Origin of the sequence: Lentzea aerocolonigenes (assembly GCF_000955955.1) — a bacterium.
In the GTDB taxonomy this organism is placed as follows: Bacteria; Actinomycetota; Actinomycetes; order Mycobacteriales; family Pseudonocardiaceae; genus Lentzea; species Lentzea aerocolonigenes_A.
The window spans coordinates 1-23,584 of the sequence record NZ_JYJG01000273.1 but is presented as its reverse complement, the minus strand read 5'-3'; the positions used below and the strand labels follow the sequence as shown (position 1 = coordinate 23,584).

Genomic DNA, 23,584 nt, shown 5'->3' with positions numbered 1-23,584 from the left:
ACCAGCTGCCCCACGACATCCGCACCCGCGCCGACGAGCGCCACCTGACTCCCGGAGACACCCAGTGATCGACCAGCTGCCCGAGAACCGCACCCTGCCCGGCGACGTCCGGATGCGCGCCCGCCGCCGTCTCAGCGAGGGCATGAACCCCGCCGCGAGCAACCGCACGCCAGCTCTCATCGCCGCAGGGGTCAGCCTGCTGGCCGCCGGTGCCGTGGTCGCGGGCCAGGCGCTCTTCGGCACGTCCGCGCAGCTCGCGGACCCGAACATGCAGCACAACGGCGAGTTCGCCGGCAAGGACCGCGGCGAGTACAACCACGTCGAACGCGGCAAGGTCGCTCCGGACGGACTCGCCCGCTGCACCGCCGCCGCGAAGGCGCACCCACCCGCGTCGCAGTGGCAGCCGATCGCCACCAGCAGCAAGGAGGGCACGGTCCTCACCGCCTTCCGCGGCCCGACCGGCGTGTTCTTCTGCGCCAACACCGCCACCACCACGACCATCTCAGAGCCGAACCCGGTCAAGATCGAGGACGGCCGCCGCAAGGTGAAGGTCCTGTTCACCACCCCGACCGGCGCGTTGGCGGGCCTGGTCTCGCCCGACGTGAGGTTCCTGAGCCTGTCCCGGATCGCGGAGCCGAACCAGAACACCACGATGCCCGCGCTCGTCGACGGGCTGTTCCTCGCGCCCAGCGGCTACCTCAAGGCGGAGACCGGCACGAAGGCCCTGGCCAACGGGCAGGACTTCGCCGTGCGGGGCGTCCCCAAGCCCAGCCCGTCCGTCGTGGACCGCCCGCTCCCGCCCGCGATCCGCGACACCCAGGAGACCGCGCGGTTCGGCGCGTGCCTGAAGGACCGTGCGATCCCGGACGCCGACCAGTTCTGGCTCGGCCTCACCGCGAAGGTCAGCGCCACCGACACGATCATCACCGGCCGGTTCGGCGACCTGCTGGTCTACTGCCGGGAGTCGGACTCCGAGCCGTCGCCCGCCAGGGTGTACGAGGCCGAGGACCTCACCGAGGTCAAGGGCAGGACCATCGCGTCGATGGCAGCGTTCTACGACTTCAAGCCGCTCAAGATCGTCAACGGCATGGGGGAGGGCGGCAGCTCCGGTTACGCGGCCGTCGGGCTGGTCCTGGACCCCCAGGTCGGGTCGATCACCTACGTCAGGCCCGGCATGGCCGACGTGCCCGCGTCGCTGGGCAACGGCACGTTCGTGCTGGCCGCGCCGCTGATCGACCGCCACCCGGACGCCCGCGTCGTGGTCAGGGACACGTCCGGGAACGTGATCGAGACGATCAAGCCTGCTGACGTGCCGTAGACAGGTTGATTAGCATGGCGAAGTGACTGTGCAGGCGGCTCCGGCCGGGTACAAGTGGATCGCGTTGTCCAACACGACGCTGGGCATGCTGATCGCGACGATCAACTCCTCGATCGTGCTGATCGCGCTGCCCGACATCTTCAAGGGCATCGCGATCAACCCGCTCGACCCGGCCAACACCGGCTACCTGCTGTGGATGATCATGGGGTTCCTGGTCGTCACCGCGGTGCTGGTGGTGAGCTTCGGGCGGCTGGGCGACATGTACGGCCGGGCCCGCATGTACAACCTGGGCTTCGCGATCTTCACGGCCAGCTCGATCATGCTGGCGATCACCTGGTTCGACGGCGACGCGGCCGCGTTGTGGCTGATCGGGTGGCGCGTGGTGCAGGGCGTCGGCGGGGCGTTCCTGATGGCGAACTCCTCGGCGATCCTCGCGGACGCGTTCCCGGTCACCCAGCGCGGCATGGCCCTGGGCATCAACGGTGTGGCCGCCATCGCCGGTTCGTTCCTCGGGCTGGTGATCGGTGGTCTGCTCGCGCCGGTCAACTGGAACCTGGTCTTCATCGTCTCCGTGCCGTTCGGCCTGTTCGGCACGGTCTGGGCGTACCTGAAGCTGCACGACACCGGCGAGCGCAGGCACGCCGAGATGGACTGGTGGGGCAACATCACCTTCGCGGTCGGCCTGATCGCGGTGCTGGTCGGCATCACCTACGGCATCCAGCCGCACGGCACCTCGCAGACCGGCTGGACCAGCCCGCTCGTGCTCACCTGCCTGATCGGCGGACTGCTGGTGCTGGCGGCGTTCGTGGTGATCGAGCAACGCGTGCCCAACCCGCTGTTCGACCTGCACCTGTTCCAGCTGCGGTCGTTCACCTGGGGAAACATCGCGAACTTCACCTCGGCACTCGGCCGCGGCGGGCTGCAGTTCATCCTGATCATCTGGTTGCAGGGCATCTGGCTGCCGCTGCACGGCTACTCCTACGAGGAGACGCCGCTGTGGGCCGGCATCTACATGCTGCCGATGACCGTCGGCTTCCTGCTCGCCGCGCCCACCGCCGGGATCCTGTCCGACCGCTTGGGCAGCCGGATGCTCGCGTTCGCCGGGAACCTCATCGCGGCGGCCACGTTCGCGCTGCTGATCGCGTTGCCGGTCGACTTCCCGTACTGGGCGTTCGCGCTGATCCTCATGTGCACCGGCATCGGGATGGGCATGTTCTCCTCGCCCAACCGCGCCGAGGTGATGAACTCGCTGCCCGCGAACTCCCGCGGCTCCGGCAGCGGCATGATGACCACGTTCCAGAACACCGCGATGGTGCTGTCGATCGGGTTCTTCTTCAGCCTGATCATCGTCGGCTTCTCGCAGTCGCTGCCCGGCGCGATGCGGACCGGGCTCGTCGAGCACGGCGTGTCCCCGGCGGCCGCCGCGCAGGTCGCGTCGCTGCCCGCGGTGGCCGTGCTGTTCGCGGCGTTCCTCGGCTACAACCCGATCCAGCAGCTGCTCGGCGACCAGCTCGCGACGCTCCCGCCGGACCAGGCCGCGTTCCTGACCGGGCGCGGGTTCTTCCCCAGCCTGATCTCCGAGCCGTTCGCGCAGGGGCTCGCGATCGCCTTCGGGTTCGCGATCGTGCTGTGCCTGGTGGCGGCAGTCGCGTCGCTGATGTGCGGGAAACCGGTGGACAACCGGGTCACGATGTCGAAGTGGAAACAGAACGCCTGACGCTGCGCCCGCTCGGGCCGTCCGATGCGGACCTGCTGCACGAGTTGCACGCCGATCCCGAGGTCATGCGGTTCCTCGACCCCGAACCGGTCGAGCACTTCTTCGGCGAGAGCTTCCTGGCGGCGTTCGAGAAGGACACCGGCAGGTTCGTCGGCTGGTTCGAGTTCAAACCCGTCGGGGACGGCGCGGCCGAGCTCGGCTACCGGCTGCACCCGGAGTTCTGGGGTCGCGGATACGGCACCGAGGGCTCGAAAGCACTGATTCGGCGCGGTTTCACGACGGGTGATGTGCAGCGGGTCGTCGCCACCACGATGTTCGTCAACTCCGGCTCGCGGCGCGTGATGGAGAAATCCGGGCTGCGGCACGTCCGGACGTTCCACGTCGACTGGGCCGAGCCGCTGCCGGGAAGCGAGCACGGCGAAGTGGAGTACGCCCTGACCCGCGGCGAATGGGAGTCCGCGGTCATGTGGCAGTCGGACTTGGTGGACCTCGACGCGTACTTCGCGCGAACGGGAGCGTCCGCGTCGAGCACCCTGACGGAGCTGCACGAGGCGCATGTGCGCGCCATCCCGTTCGAGAACATCGACGTGATGCTCGGCCTGGTGCCGTCACTGGACCTCGCGGACATCCAGGCCAAGATGATCGGGCGGCGCCGGGGCGGCTACTGCTACGAGCACCAGCTGCTGTTCACGGCCGTGCTGGAACGCCTCGGGTACTCCGTCGCGCGGCGGATGAGCCGGGTGGCGACGGGACCGCGCACGCATTTCGTGTCGCTCGTGGACGACCACCTGGTCGACGTCGGTTTCGGCGCAGGGATGCTGCACCCGATGCCGCTCGTGGACGGCGCGGTGGTGGACCAGGCCGGGTGGCCGCACCGGCTGCGTCGCGCGGAAGGCCTGTGGGTGCTCGAGAAGGAGACCGCGGACGGCTGGCAACGCATGCACGCGTTCCATCCCGACGTCGAGCAGCTGCCCGTCGACTACCTGATGGCCAACCACTACATCGCCACGCACGAACGGTCGCCGTTCAGCCGCCAGCTCGTCGTCATGCGCCTCGAACCGGGACTGAGCCGCCGTTTGGTCGGCACGACGCTGACAATTGAGCGAGCCGGGAACAAACCTGAGAATTCTCAGGTTGAAAACCTTTCGGAAACCCTGGAATCGCTGGACATCACGCTTACCGAGAGGGAGCTGAGTCACATCGGCTCAACTGCGGGAACAATCGTGGGAGCGCATTCGTAATACGTGGTGTAAGGGGATCGCATATCGGAGGTGTTGCAAAAATGACCACCGCGACTCCGTTCACCGCAGGAGCTGGCAACGCCGCAGGCGTCAACGCACTGCCCACCCCGCCCTCGGGCTGGCCGATCGGTTCCTACGCGACCTACGAAGAGGCGCAGCGGGCCGTCGACCACCTGGCGGACAACGACTTCCCGGTCGCCGACGTCACCATCGTCGGCATCGAGCCGATGATCGTCGAACGCGTCACCGGCCGCCTGACCTGGGGCCGTGTCCTCGGCGCGGGTGCCGCGTCGGGTGCCTGGCTCGGTCTGTTCGTCGGCCTGCTGCTGGGCCTGTTCTCGACCGGCGGCGCTCTCGCCCCGATCGTCGTGGGCCTCGTCGCCGGTACCGTGTTCGGTCTCGCGAGCGCCGCGGCTCGTTACGGAGCCACCCGTGGCCGCCGCGACTTCGCGTCCGTCACCCAGCTCGTGGCCGGTCGCTACGACGTGCTCAGCCAGCCGCGCAACGCCGAGCGCGGCAAGGAGATGCTGACCAGCCTGGCCTGGCGGTCGTGAGCACCCCGCTGACGGTCGACGAGCTGCGCACCGCGCTCGAGGAGATCCGGCAGACCAGCGCCCGCCTGGGTTTGTCCGCCGCTCAGCTCGCGTCACGCGCCGACCACGACCTGGGCCACGACGTCGCCGAGATCGTGAAGGACCTGCGGGCCGCCGCCCGTCAGCTGCGGGTCACCCAGCTGCTGCTCGAACCGGCCGGAGCCGATCTTCGAGCGGCTTAGGGAACCAGCTCCCACCACAACGGAACGCCGTCCCGCTCGGGGCGGCGTTCCTGCGTGTCACGGGCCTGTGCGCGGCTGGATGGAGAAGAGCTTCGCGGACATGACCAACCAGAACGGCCGCGCCGCCCCTGACCTCACTGCGAACCCGCGGCCACCAGTTTCGCGGTGATGGGTTCGAGCACGGCGACCAGCTCGTCCTGTTCGGCGGGCGAGAGCGCCTCGTACGGCGGGACGGCGAGCTCGTCGGTCAGGTCCTCGATGCGTTGCTTGAGCTCTCGGCCCGCCTCGGTGAACCGGCCCTCGGCGTCGACGACCCCCCGTTCGCGCAGGCCGTCCATGACCGCGTTGAGCCGCTTCTTCGGCAGGTGGTGGATGCGGCCGTGCGACTCCGGCGGGTGGATGCCCATCTCCAGTGCCGAGAGCACGTGCGCCTCGATGCCGCCGATGCCCGCGCCGACCAGGGCGGCGATGTGCCCGTCGCCGCGGTGCTCGCGCAGCATGGTCGCGGAATGCCACAGCCGGGCCACCGGGTCGGCCGGGATGGGTAGCGTGCGCATCCCCGCGTACATCACCCTGCCGGCCACGGGCGCGCTGGTCGCGGCTTTGGTGGTGAGGTCGGCGGCGCGCACCAGCCCAGGGGAGTCAGCCAGGTCGCCCACGATCCGCCGGACCGAGGCAGCGCTGCCCCGTTCCCGTGCGGCGACGGACTCCTCGGGCGGGATCTTCTCCCACGCGCTCGGGATGTGCCGGGCGGCCTCCCCGTCGCCGAAGTTGTAGAACGCCGCGTGCACGACCTCCGCCGGAACGCGGCCGAGCGGTGCGGCGCGGCTCGCGAAGTAGCCGTCCCAGTAGTTGCCGTGGCCGAGCGCGGCCAGCTCCTCGTTGCACTCGTCGGCGAAGAACGTGACCAGGCAGATCGGCTCGAGCAAGTCGTGGAAATGCCGGGCGGTGTGAATCATGGCCGCCATCATGCCCCGTCGTTTCCGCATACTGGCCAGGTGTGGATCACTGGGGTGCGTACGCATTGGTGGCGTTTTGCTCTGGCGGCGACGGGACTGGCGGTGACCGGGTTCTTCGCGGACGCGAGCTGGTACCTGTGGCTGCCGGTCCTGCTGTGGTGCGCGTTGGCCCGCTCTGTGCGGACCGGGCTCGTCGTGGGGCTGGTGCTGCTGGCTCTGCAGGCGTGGTTCGTCGTGCCGCACGGGCTGGGCTGGTCCGGGCCGTGGGTGCCGAACGCGATGGAGGGGTACTGGCTCTACCCGCTGCTCACCGGGGTGGTGTGCTCGGTCGGCCTGCTGGTGGACGGGCGGTGGCTCGTCGGCGTCGTGTGGCTGGCGGCCGTGGTGGGACTGGGTCTGCTGGGCACCGCGGTCGCCGTGCTGGACGAGCACGAGGGCGCCGCGCCCGGTGACGAAGGCGTCCTGCCAGGACCGTCCGGCTTGCGGCTGGGCAATGCCGAGATGCGGTGCGGCTCCGGACACGGGGCCAATTGCGCGCGACAGGTGGAGGCGACCGGCGAGCACGCTCACGAGGTGATGCGCGCACATCTGACGTCGCACGGTTACACGTCGGCGAAGCCGTTGAGCAACAACGACGAGCGGGTCTGCCGGAGCACCGGGCTGGTGTTCGGCCGCGAGGTGTGTGCCGAGCTGAAGGACATCTCGGCGACCGCCGTGAAGGTCACCTGGTACGTCAACAGGCGTTGACCAGCGTCGTGTGCGCGGCCTGTCAGCGGGTCGCGTCAGGGTTGCGGGCATGACGATCACCTTGAGGGCCGGCAGCACCGTGATGTTCACCGGCGACTCGGTCAGCAGTTTCGTGCGGCAGCCCGGCGAGGACCGCGCCGCCTATCCGCTGCAGGCGGCCGGCCGGTGGTGCTTCGAGCACCCCGATCGACCCCTGACCTGGCTGAACACCGCTCACCCCGGTGACACGGTCGTCGACCTCGAAGCCCGCTGGCAGACCGTCTTGAACGCGCGGCCGGACGTGCTGTCGATCCTGGTCGGCATCAACGACGTCGGCAGGCGCACGATCCTCCCGGAAGCGCCGGTGATCTCGACCGAGGAGTACGCGGACACCTATGACCGGTTGTTGAAGCCACTGGCGGACACGCGGCTGATCCTCGTCGAACCGTTCCTGCTGCACGTGGCCGCGGTCGTCGAGGCCGGGCCTCATGGTGTGCTGATCGGCGACCAGGAACGCGAGGAGTGGCGCGTGGACCTCGAGTCGAAGATCCAGGTCGTGCACGAGCTCGCCGCCCGGTACGACGCCGAGCTCCTCGAAGCCGACCGCGTCTTCACCGCGCTCGACACCCCGGAGCGCTGGTCGGAAGACGGCGTGCACCCCACCGCCGCAGGTCACAGCGTTCTCGCGGAGGCCTGGCTGGAGCTGGTCGAGTAGGCATGCGAAAGGGGCGGCACGGATGCCGCCCCTCGTCCTGTACGGGCTCCTTTCGCGTCGGCGGAACGAGGACGTGCACTCCTCATCCCACCGGAGGAGATCGCTGTCGCGACCTCGCGGACCCGGCGCGCCGCACCCCTCGCAGCACCGCGGGTTCCGGATAGCCCGCGGTGACCGCGTACGGGCGAGGACGCGGTCTCGGCCTGGTGCCGAAGGTGGCGTCGATGATCGCCTCGAACTCCGCGCTCACCCACTCCGGATCGGCGTAGACCAGATCCGCGAAAGCCCTCTCGCTGGTCGTCAGCACCTCGTGTCACTCCTCGAAGAAGAGAGCTACCAGGTACAGATTTTTTGTAGCGCGCAGTGGAGATTGTGTCAAGTGGCTACTTGAGGGTTGCACGTGGCGCCCATTTCCGTAGGTCGTACGGTATTGTTTCCGTATGGCCTACGGGAATGAGGTGGACGGATGGCCGCCGAACGCAGCGGGGGAGACCCGGTCAGGACGCTCGCACTGCTCTGGCGCACGCCGCGGGAGCCGAAGCCGGTCGGCAGGAAGCCCAAGGTGAGCGTCGACCAGATCGTCACCGCGGCGATCGCGGTGGCCGACCGCGAAGGGCTCGGCGCGATGTCGATGGCCCGCGTCGCGCAGGAACTCACCGTCGGCACGATGTCGCTCTACACGCACGTGCCCGGCAAGGGCGAGCTCCTCGACCTGATGGCCGACGCCGTGCTGCAGGAACGCTCGCTCACGTCTGACGGCACGTGGCGTGAGCGGATCAAGCACTACGCGGACCGCACGCGTGCGGTCTACCACGCGCATCCGTGGATGCGTGACGTGTCGATGGTCCGCCCGCCGCTCGGGCCGGGTCTGATGGACGGCCAGGAGTTCGTGCTGGCCGCCCTGGCCGACTCCGGGCTGGAACCGCGCCAGGTCACCGTGGCGCACGTGGCGATCGAGGGGTTCGTCCACGGCGCGGCGGCGTCCGAAGTGGACGATCAACAGCTCGCGGCGGCCACCGGCGAGTCCGGCGACTCGTGGTGGGGCGCGCGGCAGGTGTTCTGGGACGACTACTTCGACGTGGAGCGCTATCCAGCGATGACCGCGCTGTGGAACGCCGGGGCGTATCACACCGAGGGCACGCTCGCGGAGAACATGCGCGGCTCGTTCGACTACGGGCTGGAGAAACTGCTCGACGGAATCGAAGGGGGCCTGCGATGACGATCCTGGTGACCGGCGCGACGGGCAACGTCGGCCGGTTGGTGGTGCGGGGTTTGGGTTCTGACGTCCGTGCTCTCACACGCAACCCGGCTCACGCATCGTTGCCGGCAGGTGTGGAGGTCGTGCAAGGCGATCTCGACGAGCCGGCGAGCATCCCGTTCGACGGCGTGGAGAAGCTGTACCTGTTCGTGCACCCGCCGACCGCCGCGGAAGTCGTTGCGCGAGCGGTGAAAGCGGGCGTGCGCAGGATCGTGACGCTGTCCTCGGGCGCGGTGACCCACGGCTACGACACCAGCCACCACCTGCCGGTCGAGCAGGCGGTCGAGGCGTCCGGCGTGGAGTGGACCCATCTGCGGCCGGGCGAGTTCGCGGCCAACAAGATCGACCTGTGGGGTCCGTCGATCCGCGCGGACGGCACGATCGTGCACCCGAACCCCGACGAGTTCGGCCAGCCGATCCACGAGGCCGACATCGCCGATGTGGCGATCAAGGCCCTGCTGGAGGACGGGCACGCGGGCAAGGCCTACAACCTGTCCGGCCCGCCGCAGCTCACCCAACGGCAGATGGCCGCGGCGTTGAGCGAGGTGGCCGGGCGGGAGCTGCGGTTCCGGGACGTCACGGTCGAGGAGGCGCTCGCCTACTACGTGAGCGTCGGGTGGCCGGAGGAGATCGCCCGCTACATCCTCGGCATCGCCGGCTACGAGGGCGGTGATCCGGACGACTTCGCCGACTACGAGTTCGTGGTCTCGCCGGACTACGAGCGGCTCATGGGGCGGCCGTACCGGACGTTCGCGCAGTGGGCGCGTGATCACCGGGCCGACTTCATCGGAGAATGACCGGGTGGAGCTGATCGCGACGGACCTCGACGGAACCCTGCTGCGCAACGACAGGACGTTGTCCCGCCGCACGCTGAACGCACTGCGCACAGCGGTCGAAGCCGGTGTCGAGGTCGTGTTCGTGACGGCACGTCCGCCGCGGTTCGTCGACGCCCTCGCCACTGGTCTCGCGGGCACGGCGATCTGCAGCAACGGCGCGATCACCTACGACATCGGCAGTCGCGAGGTCGTCAGCTCGCGCCCGCTCGCCGTGGCCGCCGCCCGCGCGGTGTCAGCCGCGTTGCGGGAGGCGGTGACGGCGGTCGGGTTCGGCGTGGAGACGGGTCATCACGTCAGGTACGAGCCGTCGTACGTACTGCGCATGCCGGAGGACGCTGCCGCGGAAATGCCGGTCGCCGCGCTGGACGACCTGTGGACCGTGCCGTTCGTGAAGCTGCTGGCCTACTCGGCGCACCACACCGCGGACGAGATGGTCGCCGCGGCCGAGGCCGTCGCGGCGGGTCGGGCCCAGTTCACCCACTCCGGCGGGCACGGCCTGCTCGAGGTCAGCGCTGCGGGCGTGGGCAAGGCCGGCGCGCTGGCAGCCCTGTGCGCCGAGCGAGGTGTCGCGGCCGGCGACGTGGTGGCGTTCGGCGACATGCCCAACGACCTGTCGATCCTGCGCTGGGCCGGAATCGGCTACGCCATGGGCAACGCGCACGAGGCCGTCCTCGCCGCCGCCGATCGCCGCACGCTCACCAACGAGCAGGACGGCGTCGCCGCCGCCATCGAATCTCTGCTGACCTGATCATCGCGTCGATTTCCGGGCCTCCCCGTTCGACGTCTCTGCAAGGGGAGCGCGATCGAGGAGGCCCGGTGCGGTTCATGGTGTTCGTCAGAAGTCCGGATCCGTTGGCAGCACTGCACACCGACGCCCTCGAGCGCGGGGGCGTCCTGCTCGACGCCGGCGACCTCGTGCCGCACGCCTGCGGGGTGTCCGGCTACTGGCTGATCGACGTCCGCAACCGCGAGGAAGCGGTCGAACGCGTCAAGCGCATCCCCCTTCCGGCGTGCGTCGTGGAAATACGGCAGGTGGCTGTGGTCTGATGCCTCCATGGGGGCTACTACCTCGGTGCACCGCACCATCGACGCGGTTTGGCGGATGGAGTCGGCGAAGGTCATCGCCGCGCTCGCCCGGTACACGCGCGACGTCGGGCTCGCCGAGGAGATGGCGCAGGACGCGCTGGTCGCGGCCTTGGAGCAGTGGCCTGAGGAAGGCGTGCCGAAGAACCCGGGCGCGTGGCTGATGACGACGGCCAAGCGCCGGGCGATCGACCAGATCCGGCGGCGCGAGAACTTCAACCGCAAGGTCGAGGAGATCGGGCGCGACGTCCAGGAGGCCACGCCGGACGCCAGCGAGGGCATCGACGACGAGATCGGCGACGACCTGCTGAGCCTCATCTTCACCGCCTGCCACCCCGTGCTGGGCACCGAGGCCCGCGTGGCGCTGACGTTGAAGATGCTGGGCGGCCTCAAGACCGAGGAGATCGCCCGCGCGTTCCTGGTCAGCGACTCCACGGTGGCGCAACGGATCGTGCGTGCCAAGAAGGCGCTGGCCGACGCGGGTGTGCCGTTCGAGGTCCCGGAAGGTCCCGAACTGCAGACCCGCCTCGCGTCGGTGCTCGAAGTCCTCTACCTGATCTTCAACGAGGGCTACTCCGCCACCCAGGGCGACGACTGGATGCGCCCAGAGCTGTGCGCGGAGGCCCTCAGGCTCGGCCGGGTGCTCGCCGAGCTCGCGCCCAAGGAGGCCGAGGTCCACAGCCTCGTCGCGCTGATGGAGATCCAGGCCTCGCGGTCCAAGGCCCGCACCGGCCCTGGCGGCGAACCCGTGCTGCTGCTCGAACAGGATCGCGGCAAGTGGGACTGGCTGCTGATCGGCCGCGGGTTGAAAGCGCTGGAACGGGCAGAGGCGCTCAACCAGCCGCCCGGCCCCTACTACGTGCAGGCCGCCCTCGCCGCGTGTCACGGCCGCGCGCGCAGGCCGGAGGACACCGACTGGCAGCGCATCGCCACGCTCTACGAGGTGCTCGGCCAGATCTCGCCGTCGCCGATCGTCGAGCTCAACCGCGCGGTCGCGCTCTCCATGGCCTACGGACCCGCCGCCGGGCTGGCGCTGGTCGACGAGATCTCCGGCGCCAAGGCGTTGCAGGGCTACCACCTGCTGCCCAGCGTGCGCGGCGACTTCCTGCTCAAGCTCGGCCGCACGAAGGAGGCCAAGGCGGAGTTCGAGAAGGCCGCGTCGCTGACCCGCAACGAACGCGAACGCACCCTCCTGCTGGAACGCGCCGCCGGCTGCTGAGCCGGGACCCCTCCCGAACCCACCGCCCTATGGTGCCGCCGTGAAACTGTTCGTGGTCGCCGCTGTCGTGTCGGTGGTCAGCGGGCTGGCGATCTCCTACGCGTTGACCGGCCCGTCGTTGCACGACGAGGACCTGCTGCGCACGTGCACCACCGGCGAGGCTCACTCCAAAGCCGCGGCCCTGTCCACCGGCGAACCGGCGACCCGCACCTTCGCCGACACCACCGGCGTGTACGCGCACCGGCCCGCTCTCGACCAGCTGCCGGTCGCCGATCCGGCCCAGGTGCAACTGGTGGCCTGCCTGCGCCGGACCGGATCAGGTGCCGAGCTGAACACCTGCAACTACGGCAACGCCTCCCGGGTCGTGTCCGCCCGGACGACGCTCCACCAGGGCAGCTGGGAGCTGACCGTCTACGAGGCCAGGACCGGCCGCCGGATCGTGGTCCGCGAGCTCGCCGGCACGACGGACTCGACCTGCCCGGGGAGCACGATCCTTCGTGGTGGCGAGGCCGCCGACTACACCGAACCCGCCCACGCCGACATCCGCGCGGCGATCCCTAGGTGAGCGCGAGCTTCACACCGAGAGCGGCGAACGACGCGGCGAAGAACCGGCGCAGCCACACCAGCACGCGCGGCCGGGCCAGCACCCGGTCGCGCATCGACGCCGCGAACACCCCGTACACCGCGAAGACCGCGAACGTCAGCGCCATGAACACCGCGCTCAACGTGACCATCTGGCTGAACCCGGTCGCGAACTGCGGCAGGAACGCCACGAAGAAGATCGTCAGCTTCGGGTTGAGCAGGTTGATCAGCACCGCCGACACCACGATCTTCCGCGCCGACGCGGGAGCCGCCGCGGTGGCAGTGCCCATTTCTGCGACCAGTTCGCTCTTGTCCCGCAACGTCATCCACGCCAGGTAGACCAGATACGCGACACCCAGGTACTTCACGACCTGGAACGCGAGCGCGCTCGCGTGCAACAGCGCCGCCAGCCCCGTGACCGTGGCCAGCACGTGCGGCACGATCCCCAGCGTGCAGCCGAACGCGGCCATCACGCTCGCCTTCCGTCCGTGCGCGAGACCGGCAGACAGCGTGTAGAGCACACCAGTGCCAGGTGTCGCGACCGCGATCAACGTCGTGATCAGGAATGCAAGACTCATGCCGATCACTGTGCCGCTCAAGCGGTCCAGAAAGCAGAGCCAAATCCTGCTCTCGAAGTTGGACCACTTCCGATGTCGAAGTGACGCGGGCGGTACCGTCCCAGGGATATGACCATCAAGAGCATGCACCACGTCGGCATGACCGTCACCGACCTCGCCGCCGCCGTCGCGTTCTTCGAGGCGCTCGGCATGGAGCTCGAGGGCAAGGCGCACATGGAGGGCGAGTTCGTCGACGGCGTCATCGGCCTCGACGGCTCCAGGAGCGAGATCGCGATGCTGCGCACCCCGGACGACCGGTACCGCGTCGAGTTCAGCGAGTTCCAGACTCCGGACGCCGTCGACGGCAGCTCGCACGCCCCGATCAACGCCCTCGGCCTGCGGCACGTCGCGTTCGTGGTGGACGACCTCGACGACACGCTCGCCCGCATCAAGCCGCTCGGCGGCGAGGTGGTCCGCAACGTCGAGACCTACCAGGACATGCTGAAGACCTGCTACGTCCGCGGCCCCGAGGGAATGCTCATCGAACTGTGCGAGTACTTCAGCTGAGTGCCCGCGCATAAGCCGTTGGAGACACTCCAACGGTCTGGGTGAAGTCCCGCACGAGGTGGGCCTGGTCGCTGTAACCGAGGTCGGCCGCCAGCCGTGACCACTCCACCTCGGATTCGGCCCGCTCCAACGCCTCGTGGATCCGATACCGCAGGATCACCCACTTCGGGCTCACCCCGACGTAGTCCGCGAACAGCCGTTGCATCGTCCGCACCGAGACACCTTCCGCCCGCGCGAAGGCGGTGACCTTCCGGATCTCCCTGTCCTCGCGGATCCGTTGCACCAGGTCCATCGCGAGCGTGGCCTGTGCATCGGGCGTCGGCCCCATCCGCAGCAAGAACTGGTCGAGCACGGCAACGCGCTCGTCTTCGTCCTCCACGTCCAGCACTGGCCGCGAAAGCACGTCGGTTTGCCTGATGCGCTTCCCCGTCCACTGCGACACCGGCTCAGCACGGAACGGCCGGAACCCGCCTGGCCGGAACTGCACGCCCGCCACGCGAATCCGCCCGTCCAGGACGTGGCTGAACAACCCCTGCGCCACTCCGGCGATCTCCGGGTGCGCGTACCCGTGTTCGAAGACGACGTTCACGGACGGATGCGGCACCACATAGGAGGTGTACGGCTCGTCCAGCGTGCCGTCGATCAGCCAGTAGTGCTCCAGATACGGTTGAAGCTCCTCGCACGGCATGCGGCGCCGGAACCGCACGCGAGAGAAGAGCTCGCGCGCATCCACGATCCCCCGAGTGTCCCGGCGCGGCCCTTGCACACCGCAGATCCTAGGTTGGCGCGTTTCTTCAAGAGCGGCGAACCGCGGGCCAATAGCGTGCGGAACATGAAGCTCAGCGTTCTGCTCGACCGCGCCCGCGACCACGCGTTGCCCGTCATCGTGAACATCACCGACGACGACCTGACCAAGCCCACCCCGTGCGCCGACTACGACGTCAGCGCCCTGCTCGACCACCTGCTGCACGTCGTCGTCGAGTTCCAGAAGCTCGCCGTCAAGCAGGACGCCGACTTCAGCCACACCCCGAACTACCCGCAGTGGCGCACCCAGTTCCCCTCAGAGACGGCAAAGCTCGTCGACGCCTGGGGACAGCCCGGCGCGGACGAGGGCATCGCCGGGAACATGGGGATGCCCGCGCAGACCGTCGGCGGCCTGGCCCTGCTCGACCTCACCATCCACGCGTGGGACCTCGCCCAGGCGACCGGCCAGCGCTTCGAACCGGACACCGAGGTGTTCGACGAGGTCTCGAACCTCGTCACGCAGATGGGCCCGACGGCCATCGAGTGGAACGTCTTCAAGGCACCCGTCGAGCCCCCGGCGGACGCGTCTCCGATGGAGCAGCTCCTGGCCCGCACCGGCCGCGACCCGCGCTGGAGTGCTTGACTTGGAGGCATGCTGACGATCGGGATGCTGGGCGGGATGAGCTGGGAGAGCAGCGCGGAGTACTACCGGCTGGCGAACGTGCTCGTACGCGAACGCCTCGGCGGCCTGCACTCGGCCAGGATCGTGCTGCACTCCGTCGACTTCGCCGAGATCGAACGCATGCAGGTCGAGGGCCGGTGGGACGACGCGGGCAAGGCGCTCGCCGAGGCCGCCGCGGCCGTGCAGGCCGGCGGCGCGGACTTCCTGCTCATCTGCACCAACACCATGCACAAGGTCTACGACCAGGTGCGGGCCGCCGTCGACATCCCGGTGATCCACCTCGGCGACACCACCGCGTCCGCGATCAAGAACGCCGGGCTGACCACGGTCGGGCTGCTCGGCACCGGGTTCACGATGGACCAGCCGTTCTACCGCGAACACCTGGAGTCGCACGGGTTGCGCGTCCTGCTTCCGTCCACGGAGGACCGTGCGACCGTGCACCGGATCATCTACGACGAGCTGTGCCTCGGCATCGTCCGCGAGGAGTCCCGGCGCACGTACCAGGACGTGATCGCCCGGTTCGAAGGGGCGGAGGGGATCATCCTGGGCTGCACCGAGATCGAGCTGCTGATCACCCAGGACGACGTGCCGCTGCCGGTGTTCCCGACGACCCGCCTGCACGTCGAGGCGGCCGTGGAGCGTGCCATCGGGTGAACGGCGGCGCTGATCGCCTGCGCCGGAAGCGCGGCCGCTGACCGGGCCAATCTGGCAACCGTTGATGTGACCTGGCGTACAACGCGATAACCCTGGGATGTGTCTCAGTCACTGAGGGCTAACACGCCTCCGCAGTGAACCAGGGGAGTTCGCGTTGAAACGATCACATCTCGCCGCAGGACTGACGGCTGTCGTGGTTGCCGCCACGGCAGCCGTTCCTGTTTCAGCGGCACCACAACAACAAGAGGTGAACGCGGACGGGCTGACCACCAGGGTCACGCTCGTCACGGGTGACGAGGTCACCGTCACCAACGGCAAGGTCCAGGTCAGAGGTCGGGACAACGTCCGGTTCCACAGCTTCGAGGATCCGCGCGGCGACCTCCACGTCGTGCCGGACGACGCCCAGGCCAGGCTCGACTCCGGTGAGCTCGACGCCCGGTTGTTCGACGTCAGCCTGCTCGCCAGATCCGGCTACGACGACGCGTCCAGCAAGACCATTCCGCTGATCGTGCAGGGGCAGGGGATCAGCGCGGCCGGCGCGGAGCAGTTGCCGAGCATCAACGCTCGCGCGATGACCGTGGACAAGAACGCCGGGTTCTGGACCGGTGCCTGGGCGGCGGGCACCGGGAGGATCTGGCTCGACGGCAAGGTCACGGCGTCGCTGGACCGCAGTGCCGCGCAGGTCGGTGCGCCCGAGGCGTGGGCGAAGGGCTGGACCGGCAAGGACGTCACGGTCGCGGTGCTCGACACCGGTGTCGACGAGACGCACCCGGACCTCGCGGGTGCCGTCGTCGAGTCGAAGAACTTCAGCGACAGCGACTCCACCGACGACCGCCTCGGCCACGGCACGCACGTCGCGTCCACGATCACGGGTGAGGGCAAGTACAAGGGCATCGCGCCCGACTCGAAGATCGTCAACGGCAAGGTGCTCGGCGACTACGGCGGCGGCCGCGAGAGCGACATCATCGCCGGCATGGAGTGGGCCGCGACGAAGGCCAAGGTCATCAACATGAGCCTCGGCAGCGGATGGCCCGACGAGGGCACTGACCCGATGTCGCTGGCGCTCAACCGGATCACCGAGCAGACCGGGGCGCTGTTCGTCGTCGCCGCCGGCAACTCCGGCGGCCCGATCGGTTCGCCCGGTTCCGCCGATGCGGCCCTCACGGTCGGCGCCGTGGACCGCGACGACAAGCTGGCCGAGTTCTCCTCGCGCGGCCCGCGCTGGACGAACAACGCGATCAAGCCCGACATCACCGCGCCGGGCGTCGACATCGTTGCGGCCAAGGCGAAGAACGGCCAGATCGGCACGCCCGTCGACGAAGGCCACGTCGCTCTCTCGGGTACCTCGATGGCCACGCCGCACGTGGCGGGTGCGGCGGCTGTCCTCGCGTCGCAGCACCCGTCGTGGAAGGCCGGTGACCTCAAGGCGGCGCTGATGAACAGCGCCAAGCCCAACCCGTCGCTGACCGTCTACGACCAGGGCGCGGGACGTCTCGACGTGGGCCGTGCGGTGTCGTCCGCCGTGTCGACGAATGCGGGCAGTCTGTCGCTGGGCACCGCGTTGTGGCCGCACGACGACGACAAGCCGATCACGCAGAAGCTCACCTACCGCAACACCGGATCGTCCGACGTGACCGTGGATCTGGGCATCGCCGAGGTGAAGCCCGCCGGGGCGCTGTTCAGCGTGTCTCCGGCGAAGCTGACGATCCCCGCCGGTGGTACCGCGGACGCCGTGGTCACCGCCGACACCCGTGGTGCCGCGCCGGACGCGATCTACGGCGCCGTGGTGCTGTCGTCCGACGGCGTGCGCGTGCCGATCGGCGTGGTGAAGGAGGTCGAGAGCTACGACGTGAAGCTCTCGTTCGTCGAACAGACCGGCAAGGCCGCGTCGAGCTACACCTACCGGTTCGTCAGCGTCGACCGGCCGCAGGCGTACTTCCGCTTCGACCCGTCCGGCACGGTCGTGCAGCGCCTGCCCAAGGGCGCGTACTTCCTCGACTCGTCGGTGTACACGCCGAACGCCGACCCGGCGAAGCGCGGCAGCACCACCGTCGCGGTCGAGCCTGCGTTCAGCGTCACGGCCAACACCGACCTCGTGATCGACGCGCGCCAGGGCGTCAAGCCCGTCATCAAGGTCGACCAGAAGGAGGCCGCGCCGGCCGCGTCCGAGCTGGGCTTCGACATGACGACCAACTGGGGCCCCACCGGCGCCACCTGGATCCTGAACGACTTCGAGAACCTGGCCGTGCGCCCATCGGCGTCGTCCTGGCCGAAGTTCGACTTCTACGCGCAGAGCGTTATGGCCCGCCCGGACGGCAACGGGTCCTTCGCCGGCAGCCCGTACCAGTACCACGTGCGGATCGCCGAGAAGACCCGCGTCCCGGCCGACCTCCAGCGCAGCGTCCCTGACCACTCGCTGGCTCACGTCAACTCCGTGACGCACGCTCGCGTCCCGGGCTCGATCGGCCAGCGCGACAACGGTGCCTCCGGGCCGTTGCCGTTGCGGCTCAAGGAGTTCTACACGTCCGGCGTCGACTGGTCCGGTTCGCTGAGCGAGTTCACGAAGCTCGGCGAGTACCCCAGCCTCGGCTACCAGTTCTCGGCCCAGCCGCGCGTGTTCAAGGCCGGGCGCACGGTGACCGAGCACTGGAACAGCGCCGTCTACGGCCCGAGCCTGCCCAACGACTCGCGCTACGTCCGGTTCGCCGGCCGCCTGGGCAACGTGCTGCGCCTGGACGTGCCGATGTTCGGCGCGCAGGGCATGAACGGGGGCAGCCAGCACACCGGCCGCACCACCGTGACGCTCGACGGCAAGGTCATCTTCGACCGCGACTACGCGGGCTCCGCGTACATCCCGAACGTGCCGGCGGAGAACAAGCGCTACTTCGCCCACGTCGAGGCGGCCCGCGACACGCAGTCGTCGCAGATCACCGCCGACTGGCAGTTCACGTCGGAGAACGTTCCCGGCGAGCTGTTCAAGCCGGTGCCGCTGCTGGCGGTCCGGTTCGCGCCCCGGCTGGACGAGAACAACCGCGCCGGCCGCGTCGTCACCGTGCCGATCACGGTGGAGCGCAACGGAACGGGCACCGTCACGAACATCAAGGACCCGGCGGTGCAGGTGTCCTTCGACGAGGGCGGGACGTGGAAGCAGGTGCCGTTGCAGAAGACGCGCACCGGCTGGCAGGTCACGTTGTTCCACCCGCACGGCGCCAAGAACGTGTCGTTCAAGGCTCGGGCGGCGGACTCCGGCGGTGAGGTCCAGCAGACCATCATCCGCGCGTACGACCTGAAGTGATCTTGTGAGGGGGCCGGGAGACCGGCCCCCTCACCGCTACTTCTTGTACGGCGCCATGGTTTCCGGGTCCTCGGTGGGCGCGCCCATGATCGGATGCACCTCGATCGGCGCGTTGAGGATCTTCCCGCCGGGGCCGGGGCACGCCGAGGCGCGCCGGGCGATCTCCACGACCCGCTCGTGGCTGTCCACGTCCACCACCCAGTACCCGGCGATGACCTCCTTGGACTCCGCGAACGGCCCGTCGACCACGATCGGCTTGTCGCCGTCGCCGCCGCGCACCACGAACGCCCGTGCGGGCCCGCTCAGCCCCTCGGCCTGCAGCAGCTCGCCGTTGGCCTCGAGCTCGGCGTTCAGCGTCCGCATGTACTCGACCATGCGGTGCATGTCCTCGTCCGACCAGGCGGCGACACCCTCCCAGTCCTCCTGGTTGCCGCCGAAGGTGACCAGCATGTACTTCACTGCTTCCACTCCCCACCAGTTGCGCGGGCCTTGATCTCCTGCACGGCCCAGCTGTTGCCGTCCGGGTCGTCGAAGAAGATGAACGACCCTCCGTCTGCCTCGTTCATGCGCACGATCTCTCCGACCTCGACACCGCGTTCGACGAGCTGCGCGCGGGCCTTCTCCAGGTCGGAGACGACCAGCTGCACGCCCTTCAACGAGCCGGGCTCACCCTTGACGATGCCCTTGCCCAGCACGATCGAGCACCCCGAGCCGGGCGGGGTGAGCTGCAGGACGCGGGTGTCCTCGTTGAACGTCGTGTCGTGGTCGACCTTGAAGCCGAGCTGCTCGGAGTAGAAGTGCTTCGACCGGTCGATGTCCGAGACCGGCACGACGATGACTTCCAGGGTCCAGTCCATGGTGAAAGTTCCTCTCAGCGGTGGCCTTGCACCGACCCGTCGAAGTGCTCACCCACTTTTCGACACGGGATCGCGGCCCGCATACCCGAGCAGCCGCGATCATGACCCTCACTCCTCGACGGCGCCGCCGATCTTGCGCAGATGCTCGCGGAACGTCAGCCCGCTCGCCAGGTAGTCGCCGAACCGCAGCTGGCTGCGCAGGGACTCACCCTGCCTGACCCGTTCGGCCTGTGCTCGCTCAACGTCGCGGATCCCCGCCGCCTTGGCCAGCACAACCGGAACCTCGGATGCCGGCACGAACAGGACACCGTCGTCGTCACCGAACACCACGTCGTCGGAGGTGACCGTCCACTGGTCGACCTCCGCCGTCGAGAGAGCTTCGGGCGCACGGTCCCGCAGCGACAACGGCCCGGTCGGGTTGGTGCCGAGGCTGAACACCGGCAGCCCGATCGCGCGGATGTCCTGGGTGTCGCGGTGCAGGCCCCAGATCACCACACCGGCGAGTCCCGCTGCCTGCGCTTCGAGCACGATCAGGTCGCCGACGCACGCCTCGTCGACCCGGCCGTCGTTGTCCACGACCAGCACGTCGCCGGGCTGCGAGCGTTCGATGGCCTCCAGGAAGATGTCGACGCTGCCGGCGTGCCGGGCGGGCAGGACGCGGCCGGCGGTCTTGGTGCCGGGGATGACCGGCGTGAGGGTGGCCGTGCGGACCGGGATGTTCGCCCGGATGCAGGCGTCGGCGAGGTGCGCGGTGGTGAGATCCAGAGTGGCGAGATCCATGCCGCACAGTCTTATGCAGACACCCGTTCCTCCGCGGGTTCGGTCCGCAACACGCCCGCTGAAAGTGCCGCGACGACGCAGAAGGCGACCGGCAGCAGGAACGCGACGTTGAGCGGCACGAGGTGCGTCATCCAGCCGATCACCGCAGGCCCGGCCAGCACGCCGACGTACCCGACGCTGACCACCCGCGACATGTTCGCCGCGGCCGCGCCGGGTTCCGCGTGCCCGGCCGCGCTGAAGAGCTGCGGCACAGTGCCCGACAGCCCGGCGCCCGCGATGGCCCAGCCCGCCAGCGCGAGCCAGACCCACGGCGAGAACGCCGCCAGCGCGATCCCGGCCGCCCCGATCGCCGAGCCCCAGCGCAACACCGCCGACGAGCCGATTCTGTCTCTTATACACATCTCTCGATCTCCGGCGACGCGCCGAGGATGTCCTGCAGGTGCAGCACGCTCCAGTCGTAGGCCGCGCCCTCGCTCAGCATCACCAGACCCGCCAACGCGGCCATGACCCAGATCCGGCGCGGCACCTTGCGCTTGCCTGTCGACGTGCTGACCTGCTGTTCTTCCTTCTCGTTGAGCAACGCCCGCGCGGTGACGACGCTGATCACGATGCCGAGCGCACCGGCCGCGCTGAGCGTGACCGCGGGGGAGAGGTCCCAGCTGAGCGTGCGCGAACCGATCAACGCCGCCGCCACGCCGCCGAGCGACCACGTCGCGTGAAAAGCCGAGATCACCGGCCGCTGGTAGTGCCGTTCCACCACCACGGCGTGTGTGTTCATGCCGACGTCGATCAGCCCGTTGCCGAATCCGAAGATGAGCAGGGCTGCACCGAGCGTCCATTGCCCGACGGCGAAACCGGGCAGCACCGCGGTGATGCTGTTGAGCACCCCGGCGACCGGCACCACGTACTTCACGCCGACGCGGTCGGTGATCTTGCCGCCGATCCGCATGCCCAGGAACGCGCCCAACCCGAGGAGCAGCAGCAACCGGCCGAGCTCGGCGTGGTCGATGCCGGCGCGCTGCTCGACCGTCGGGATGTGCACGAGCCACATCCCGAGCAGGAACCCGTTGAGCCCGAAGTACGTGAAGGTGGCCACCCGCGCGGCCTTGAGAGCGTTCACATGCCTCACGCTAACGAACAACCTGACTGTTCGAAAGATTGTGTTTCGAACACCGCAGGTGTTCAATCGTGTTCGTGTCCCGCTTGAAACAGATCACCGAGGCAGTTCGCGACGCGGGCTCCCTCGGCGTGGCCGACCTCGCCACGCTGACCGGTGCGTCCGAGATGACCATCCGCCGCGACCTGGAGGTTCTCGCAGCTCAGGGCGTTCTCGAACGCTACCGGGGCGGTGCGCGCAGTCTGCTGCTGCGTGGCGAGGAGCCACCGTTCGCGTTGCGTTCCGACGAGAACACGGACGCCAAGCGCCGCATCGCCACCGTCGTCGCGGGCCTGATCGCGGACGGCGAGTCGGTCGTGCTCGACAGCGGCACCACGTGTCTCGAGGTCGCAAGGCTGCTGCACGACCGCCGCCTGACCGTCATGCCTTTGTCGCTGCACGCCGTGAACGCGCTGTCGACCAGCGCTTCACTGACCTTGCTCGTACCGGGCGGGCGACCGCGGCCGGGCGAGCTGGCGTTGACCGGTCCGCTGACGCTGGCTTCCTTGCAGGCGTTGCGCTTCGACACCGCCGTGATCGGCTGCTGCGGGCTTTCGGCGTCGCAGGGCCTGACCGCTTTCGACCTGGAGGACGCCTCGGTGAAACGTGCCGCGATCGCCTCGGCCCGGCGCGTGATCGCCGCTGTCGACGCCTCGAAGCTCACTCGGACCGCTTTGGCGTTCGTGGCCCCGGCGTCCTCTTTGGACGCTGTGGTGACCGACGCGGACGGCGACGAAGGCCTTGCCGCGGCCGGCGTGACGGTGGTGCCGGCGTGATCGTGCTCTTCGACATGTTCGGCGTGATCGCGCGCGACCAGAACCCCGAGGTCATGGCGCGGATGAGCACCTCGCCGGAGTTCTGGGACGCCTACTGGGAGCACCGCCCGGCCTACGACCGCGGCGACGTGACGGCTCTGGAGTACTGGGCGCTCGTCGGCCACCCGGCGCTCGTCGACCTGGACGTCCAGAGCTGGAGCCGGGTCGACTACGAGATGGTCGCGTACCTGCACGAGCTGCACCGGGCCGGGCAGCGGATCGCGTTGCTGTCCAACATCCCCGAGGACCACGCCCAGAACTTCGAACGCACCTACGCGTGGCTCGACCTGCTCGAGGTGCGCGGGTTCTCGTGCCGGATCGGCCACGCGAAACCGGACCGTGCGGCGTTCGAGTGGTGCCGCGACCGGTTGGGCGACGACGACGTCCTGTTCGTCGACGACAACGTGGAGAACGTGCGGGCCGCCGAGCTGGTGGGCATGCGCGGCCACCACTTCACCGGCATCGACGGCCTGCGCTCCCGGCTAGGCCCCGGCGCCTCCGTCGACCGGCACGATCGCGCCGGTCACCATTGACGCGCGGTCGCTGAGCAACCACGCGGCGACCTCGCCGAGTTCCGTCTGCACGTCGCCATGCAGCTGCGCGCCACCCTCGCCCGCTACCCGGCGGATCCGGCGGTGACCGGCCTCGTTGAGGATCTTCGTGGTGGCAGCCCCGACTTCGCGCGGCTGTGGGAGCGGGGTGACGTGCACGCCGAGCCGACGCTGACGAAGACCTTCCGCCACCCGGTCGTCGGGCCGATCACCGTCGACTGCGACTCGCTCGCGCTCACGGACCGCGACCAGCGCCTCGTGCTCTACAGCGCGCCGACGGGTTCGCCGGACGCCGAGGCGCTGGCGTTCCTGAGCGTCCTCGGCGTCACGGTTCCGCAGTGAGCCGCATGCTTGCCGCCCGTCTGGTTTCCATGGCGTCTGCAAGTACCACCAACCCGAGATCATCCAGCACTTTTCCACTACCAACTCGCCCGGCCGCCGCGCCTGCGGCGGCCGGTGTCAGACGCTTTGATGGTCGCGTTCTCACGGCTCAAGGC

General features: G+C 69.1%; 28 protein-coding genes and 2 pseudogenes. 20 read left to right on the top strand and 10 right to left on the bottom strand.

Annotated elements, in window-relative coordinates:
- Positions 1-64: 64 nt before the first annotated feature.
- The 5 genes from UK23_RS31620 (at position 65) to UK23_RS31600 (ending at position 5,051) form a co-directional block, all read left to right on the top strand.
- On the top strand, positions 65-1,318 hold the full coding sequence (locus UK23_RS31620; RefSeq protein WP_045315352.1) for a hypothetical protein: 1,254 nt from the start codon (positions 65-67) through the stop codon (positions 1,316-1,318).
- Between the two features lie 85 nt (positions 1,319-1,403).
- Positions 1,404-3,035, top strand: a complete 1,632-nt coding sequence (locus UK23_RS31615) for an MFS transporter (RefSeq protein WP_082115124.1) — start codon at positions 1,404-1,406, stop codon at positions 3,033-3,035.
- Positions 3,017-4,276: a GNAT family N-acetyltransferase gene (locus tag UK23_RS54840; protein WP_330770338.1), complete on the top strand. Its 1,260-nt coding sequence runs from the start codon at positions 3,017-3,019 to the stop codon at positions 4,274-4,276. The genes UK23_RS31615 and UK23_RS54840 overlap by 19 nt, the downstream gene beginning before the upstream one ends.
- A gap of 41 nt (positions 4,277-4,317) precedes the next feature.
- Positions 4,318-4,830 carry a general stress protein gene (locus UK23_RS31605; protein WP_045315350.1) on the top strand — a complete coding sequence of 171 codons (513 nt, stop codon included), beginning with the start codon at positions 4,318-4,320 and terminating at the stop codon, positions 4,828-4,830.
- On the top strand, positions 4,827-5,051 hold the full coding sequence (locus tag UK23_RS31600; RefSeq protein ID WP_045315349.1) for a hypothetical protein: 225 nt from the start codon (positions 4,827-4,829) through the stop codon (positions 5,049-5,051). Before UK23_RS31605 ends, UK23_RS31600 begins: the two co-directional genes overlap by 4 nt.
- Before the next feature lie 134 nt (positions 5,052-5,185).
- On the opposite strand, the gene UK23_RS31595 is transcribed toward UK23_RS31600, so the two are convergent.
- Positions 5,186-6,010, bottom strand: coding sequence for an SCO6745 family protein (locus tag UK23_RS31595; RefSeq protein WP_045315369.1), 825 nt, complete (start codon positions 6,008-6,010; stop codon positions 5,186-5,188).
- Positions 6,011-6,064: 54 nt separating this feature from the next.
- Here UK23_RS31595 and UK23_RS31590 point away from each other — a divergent pair, with 54 nt between their 5' ends.
- Entirely contained in the window at positions 6,065-6,757 is a 693-nt protein-coding gene (locus UK23_RS31590) for a hypothetical protein (protein ID WP_231114769.1), read from the top strand.
- A 49-nt stretch (positions 6,758-6,806) separates the two neighbouring features.
- Positions 6,807-7,451 (top strand): GDSL-type esterase/lipase family protein, encoded by a 645-nt coding sequence (locus UK23_RS31585; protein WP_045315347.1) that lies wholly within the window; start codon positions 6,807-6,809, stop codon positions 7,449-7,451.
- Between the two features lie 82 nt (positions 7,452-7,533).
- Here UK23_RS31585 and UK23_RS31580 read toward each other — a convergent pair whose 3' ends face one another.
- Positions 7,534-7,758, bottom strand: coding sequence for a hypothetical protein (locus UK23_RS31580; protein ID WP_045315346.1), 225 nt, complete (start codon positions 7,756-7,758; stop codon positions 7,534-7,536).
- A 159-nt stretch (positions 7,759-7,917) separates the two neighbouring features.
- Here UK23_RS31580 and UK23_RS31575 point away from each other — a divergent pair, with 159 nt between their 5' ends.
- From UK23_RS31575 to UK23_RS31550, 6 genes are all read left to right on the top strand, one after another.
- Positions 7,918-8,670, top strand: coding sequence for a TetR/AcrR family transcriptional regulator (locus UK23_RS31575; RefSeq protein WP_045315345.1), 753 nt, complete (start codon positions 7,918-7,920; stop codon positions 8,668-8,670).
- Positions 8,667-9,506, top strand: coding sequence for an NAD(P)H-binding protein (locus UK23_RS31570; RefSeq protein WP_045315344.1), 840 nt, complete (start codon positions 8,667-8,669; stop codon positions 9,504-9,506). The genes UK23_RS31575 and UK23_RS31570 overlap by 4 nt, the downstream gene beginning before the upstream one ends.
- Positions 9,507-9,510: 4 nt before the next feature.
- Positions 9,511-10,293: an HAD-IIB family hydrolase gene (locus tag UK23_RS31565; RefSeq protein WP_196777965.1), complete on the top strand. Its 783-nt coding sequence runs from the start codon at positions 9,511-9,513 to the stop codon at positions 10,291-10,293.
- Between the two features lie 68 nt (positions 10,294-10,361).
- Positions 10,362-10,592 (top strand): YciI family protein, encoded by a 231-nt coding sequence (locus UK23_RS31560; protein WP_045315343.1) that lies wholly within the window; start codon positions 10,362-10,364, stop codon positions 10,590-10,592.
- A gap of 7 nt (positions 10,593-10,599) precedes the next feature.
- On the top strand, positions 10,600-11,847 hold the full coding sequence (locus UK23_RS31555; protein WP_045315342.1) for an RNA polymerase sigma factor: 1,248 nt from the start codon (positions 10,600-10,602) through the stop codon (positions 11,845-11,847).
- A gap of 40 nt (positions 11,848-11,887) precedes the next feature.
- Positions 11,888-12,412 carry a hypothetical protein gene (locus tag UK23_RS31550; RefSeq protein WP_045315341.1) on the top strand — a complete coding sequence of 175 codons (525 nt, stop codon included), beginning with the start codon at positions 11,888-11,890 and terminating at the stop codon, positions 12,410-12,412.
- On the opposite strand, the gene UK23_RS31545 is transcribed toward UK23_RS31550, so the two are convergent.
- The gene (locus tag UK23_RS31545; RefSeq protein ID WP_045315367.1) at positions 12,405-13,007 is read right to left on the bottom strand and encodes a LysE family translocator; all 603 of its coding nucleotides are present in this window, start codon (positions 13,005-13,007) and stop codon (positions 12,405-12,407) included. The two genes, UK23_RS31550 and UK23_RS31545, sit on opposite strands and share 8 nt — an antisense overlap.
- 108 nt (positions 13,008-13,115) lie before the next feature.
- On the opposite strand from UK23_RS31545, the gene UK23_RS31540 reads away from it, so the two are divergent.
- A complete protein-coding gene (locus tag UK23_RS31540) occupies positions 13,116-13,553 on the top strand; it encodes a VOC family protein (protein ID WP_231114768.1) in 438 nt (145 codons plus the stop codon).
- Here the strand turns inward: UK23_RS31540 and UK23_RS31535 are convergent.
- The gene (locus tag UK23_RS31535) at positions 13,546-14,286 is read right to left on the bottom strand and encodes a helix-turn-helix domain-containing protein (protein ID WP_231114767.1); all 741 of its coding nucleotides are present in this window, start codon (positions 14,284-14,286) and stop codon (positions 13,546-13,548) included. The two genes, UK23_RS31540 and UK23_RS31535, sit on opposite strands and share 8 nt — an antisense overlap.
- Before the next feature lie 99 nt (positions 14,287-14,385).
- Between UK23_RS31535 and UK23_RS31530 the strand changes: the two genes are divergently transcribed.
- From UK23_RS31530 to UK23_RS31520, 3 genes are all read left to right on the top strand, one after another.
- Positions 14,386-14,940 (top strand): TIGR03086 family metal-binding protein, encoded by a 555-nt coding sequence (locus UK23_RS31530; protein ID WP_045315339.1) that lies wholly within the window; start codon positions 14,386-14,388, stop codon positions 14,938-14,940.
- A gap of 9 nt (positions 14,941-14,949) precedes the next feature.
- Positions 14,950-15,633 (top strand): aspartate/glutamate racemase family protein, encoded by a 684-nt coding sequence (locus UK23_RS31525; protein ID WP_045315338.1) that lies wholly within the window; start codon positions 14,950-14,952, stop codon positions 15,631-15,633.
- Positions 15,634-15,787: 154 nt separating this feature from the next.
- Positions 15,788-18,928 (top strand): S8 family peptidase, encoded by a 3,141-nt coding sequence (locus UK23_RS31520; protein WP_156213517.1) that lies wholly within the window; start codon positions 15,788-15,790, stop codon positions 18,926-18,928.
- Between the two features lie 36 nt (positions 18,929-18,964).
- On the opposite strand, the gene UK23_RS31515 is transcribed toward UK23_RS31520, so the two are convergent.
- The 5 genes from UK23_RS31515 to UK23_RS54090 form a co-directional block, all read right to left on the bottom strand.
- Positions 18,965-19,378 (bottom strand): YciI family protein, encoded by a 414-nt coding sequence (locus tag UK23_RS31515; protein ID WP_231114771.1) that lies wholly within the window; start codon positions 19,376-19,378, stop codon positions 18,965-18,967.
- 5 nt (positions 19,379-19,383) lie between these two features.
- The gene (locus UK23_RS31510) at positions 19,384-19,785 is read right to left on the bottom strand and encodes a VOC family protein (RefSeq protein ID WP_045315335.1); all 402 of its coding nucleotides are present in this window, start codon (positions 19,783-19,785) and stop codon (positions 19,384-19,386) included.
- Between the two features lie 108 nt (positions 19,786-19,893).
- Positions 19,894-20,565, bottom strand: coding sequence for an RraA family protein (locus UK23_RS31505; protein WP_045315334.1), 672 nt, complete (start codon positions 20,563-20,565; stop codon positions 19,894-19,896).
- Between the two features lie 11 nt (positions 20,566-20,576).
- Positions 20,577-20,966, bottom strand: a complete 390-nt coding sequence (locus tag UK23_RS54095; protein WP_231114766.1) for an MFS transporter — start codon at positions 20,964-20,966, stop codon at positions 20,577-20,579.
- Positions 20,957-21,685: an MFS transporter gene (locus tag UK23_RS54090; protein WP_231114765.1), complete on the bottom strand. Its 729-nt coding sequence runs from the start codon at positions 21,683-21,685 to the stop codon at positions 20,957-20,959. The genes UK23_RS54095 and UK23_RS54090 overlap by 10 nt, the downstream gene beginning before the upstream one ends.
- 74 nt (positions 21,686-21,759) lie before the next feature.
- Here UK23_RS54090 and UK23_RS31495 point away from each other — a divergent pair, with 74 nt between their 5' ends.
- Both UK23_RS31495 and UK23_RS54835 read left to right on the top strand, forming a co-directional pair.
- Positions 21,760-22,497 (top strand): DeoR/GlpR family DNA-binding transcription regulator, encoded by a 738-nt coding sequence (locus UK23_RS31495; protein ID WP_231114764.1) that lies wholly within the window; start codon positions 21,760-21,762, stop codon positions 22,495-22,497.
- A 14-nt stretch (positions 22,498-22,511) separates the two neighbouring features.
- Positions 22,512-22,961, top strand: a pseudogene (locus UK23_RS54835) (HAD family hydrolase); the annotation flags it as partial.
- Between the two features lie 57 nt (positions 22,962-23,018).
- Here UK23_RS54835 and UK23_RS54085 read toward each other — a convergent pair.
- A pseudogene (locus tag UK23_RS54085) lies at positions 23,019-23,111 on the bottom strand (SDR family oxidoreductase); the annotation flags it as partial.
- 15 nt (positions 23,112-23,126) lie between these two features.
- Here UK23_RS54085 and UK23_RS31485 point away from each other — a divergent pair.
- A complete protein-coding gene (locus UK23_RS31485) occupies positions 23,127-23,429 on the top strand; it encodes a hypothetical protein (protein WP_419503910.1) in 303 nt (100 codons plus the stop codon).
- Positions 23,430-23,584 lie beyond the last annotated feature (155 nt).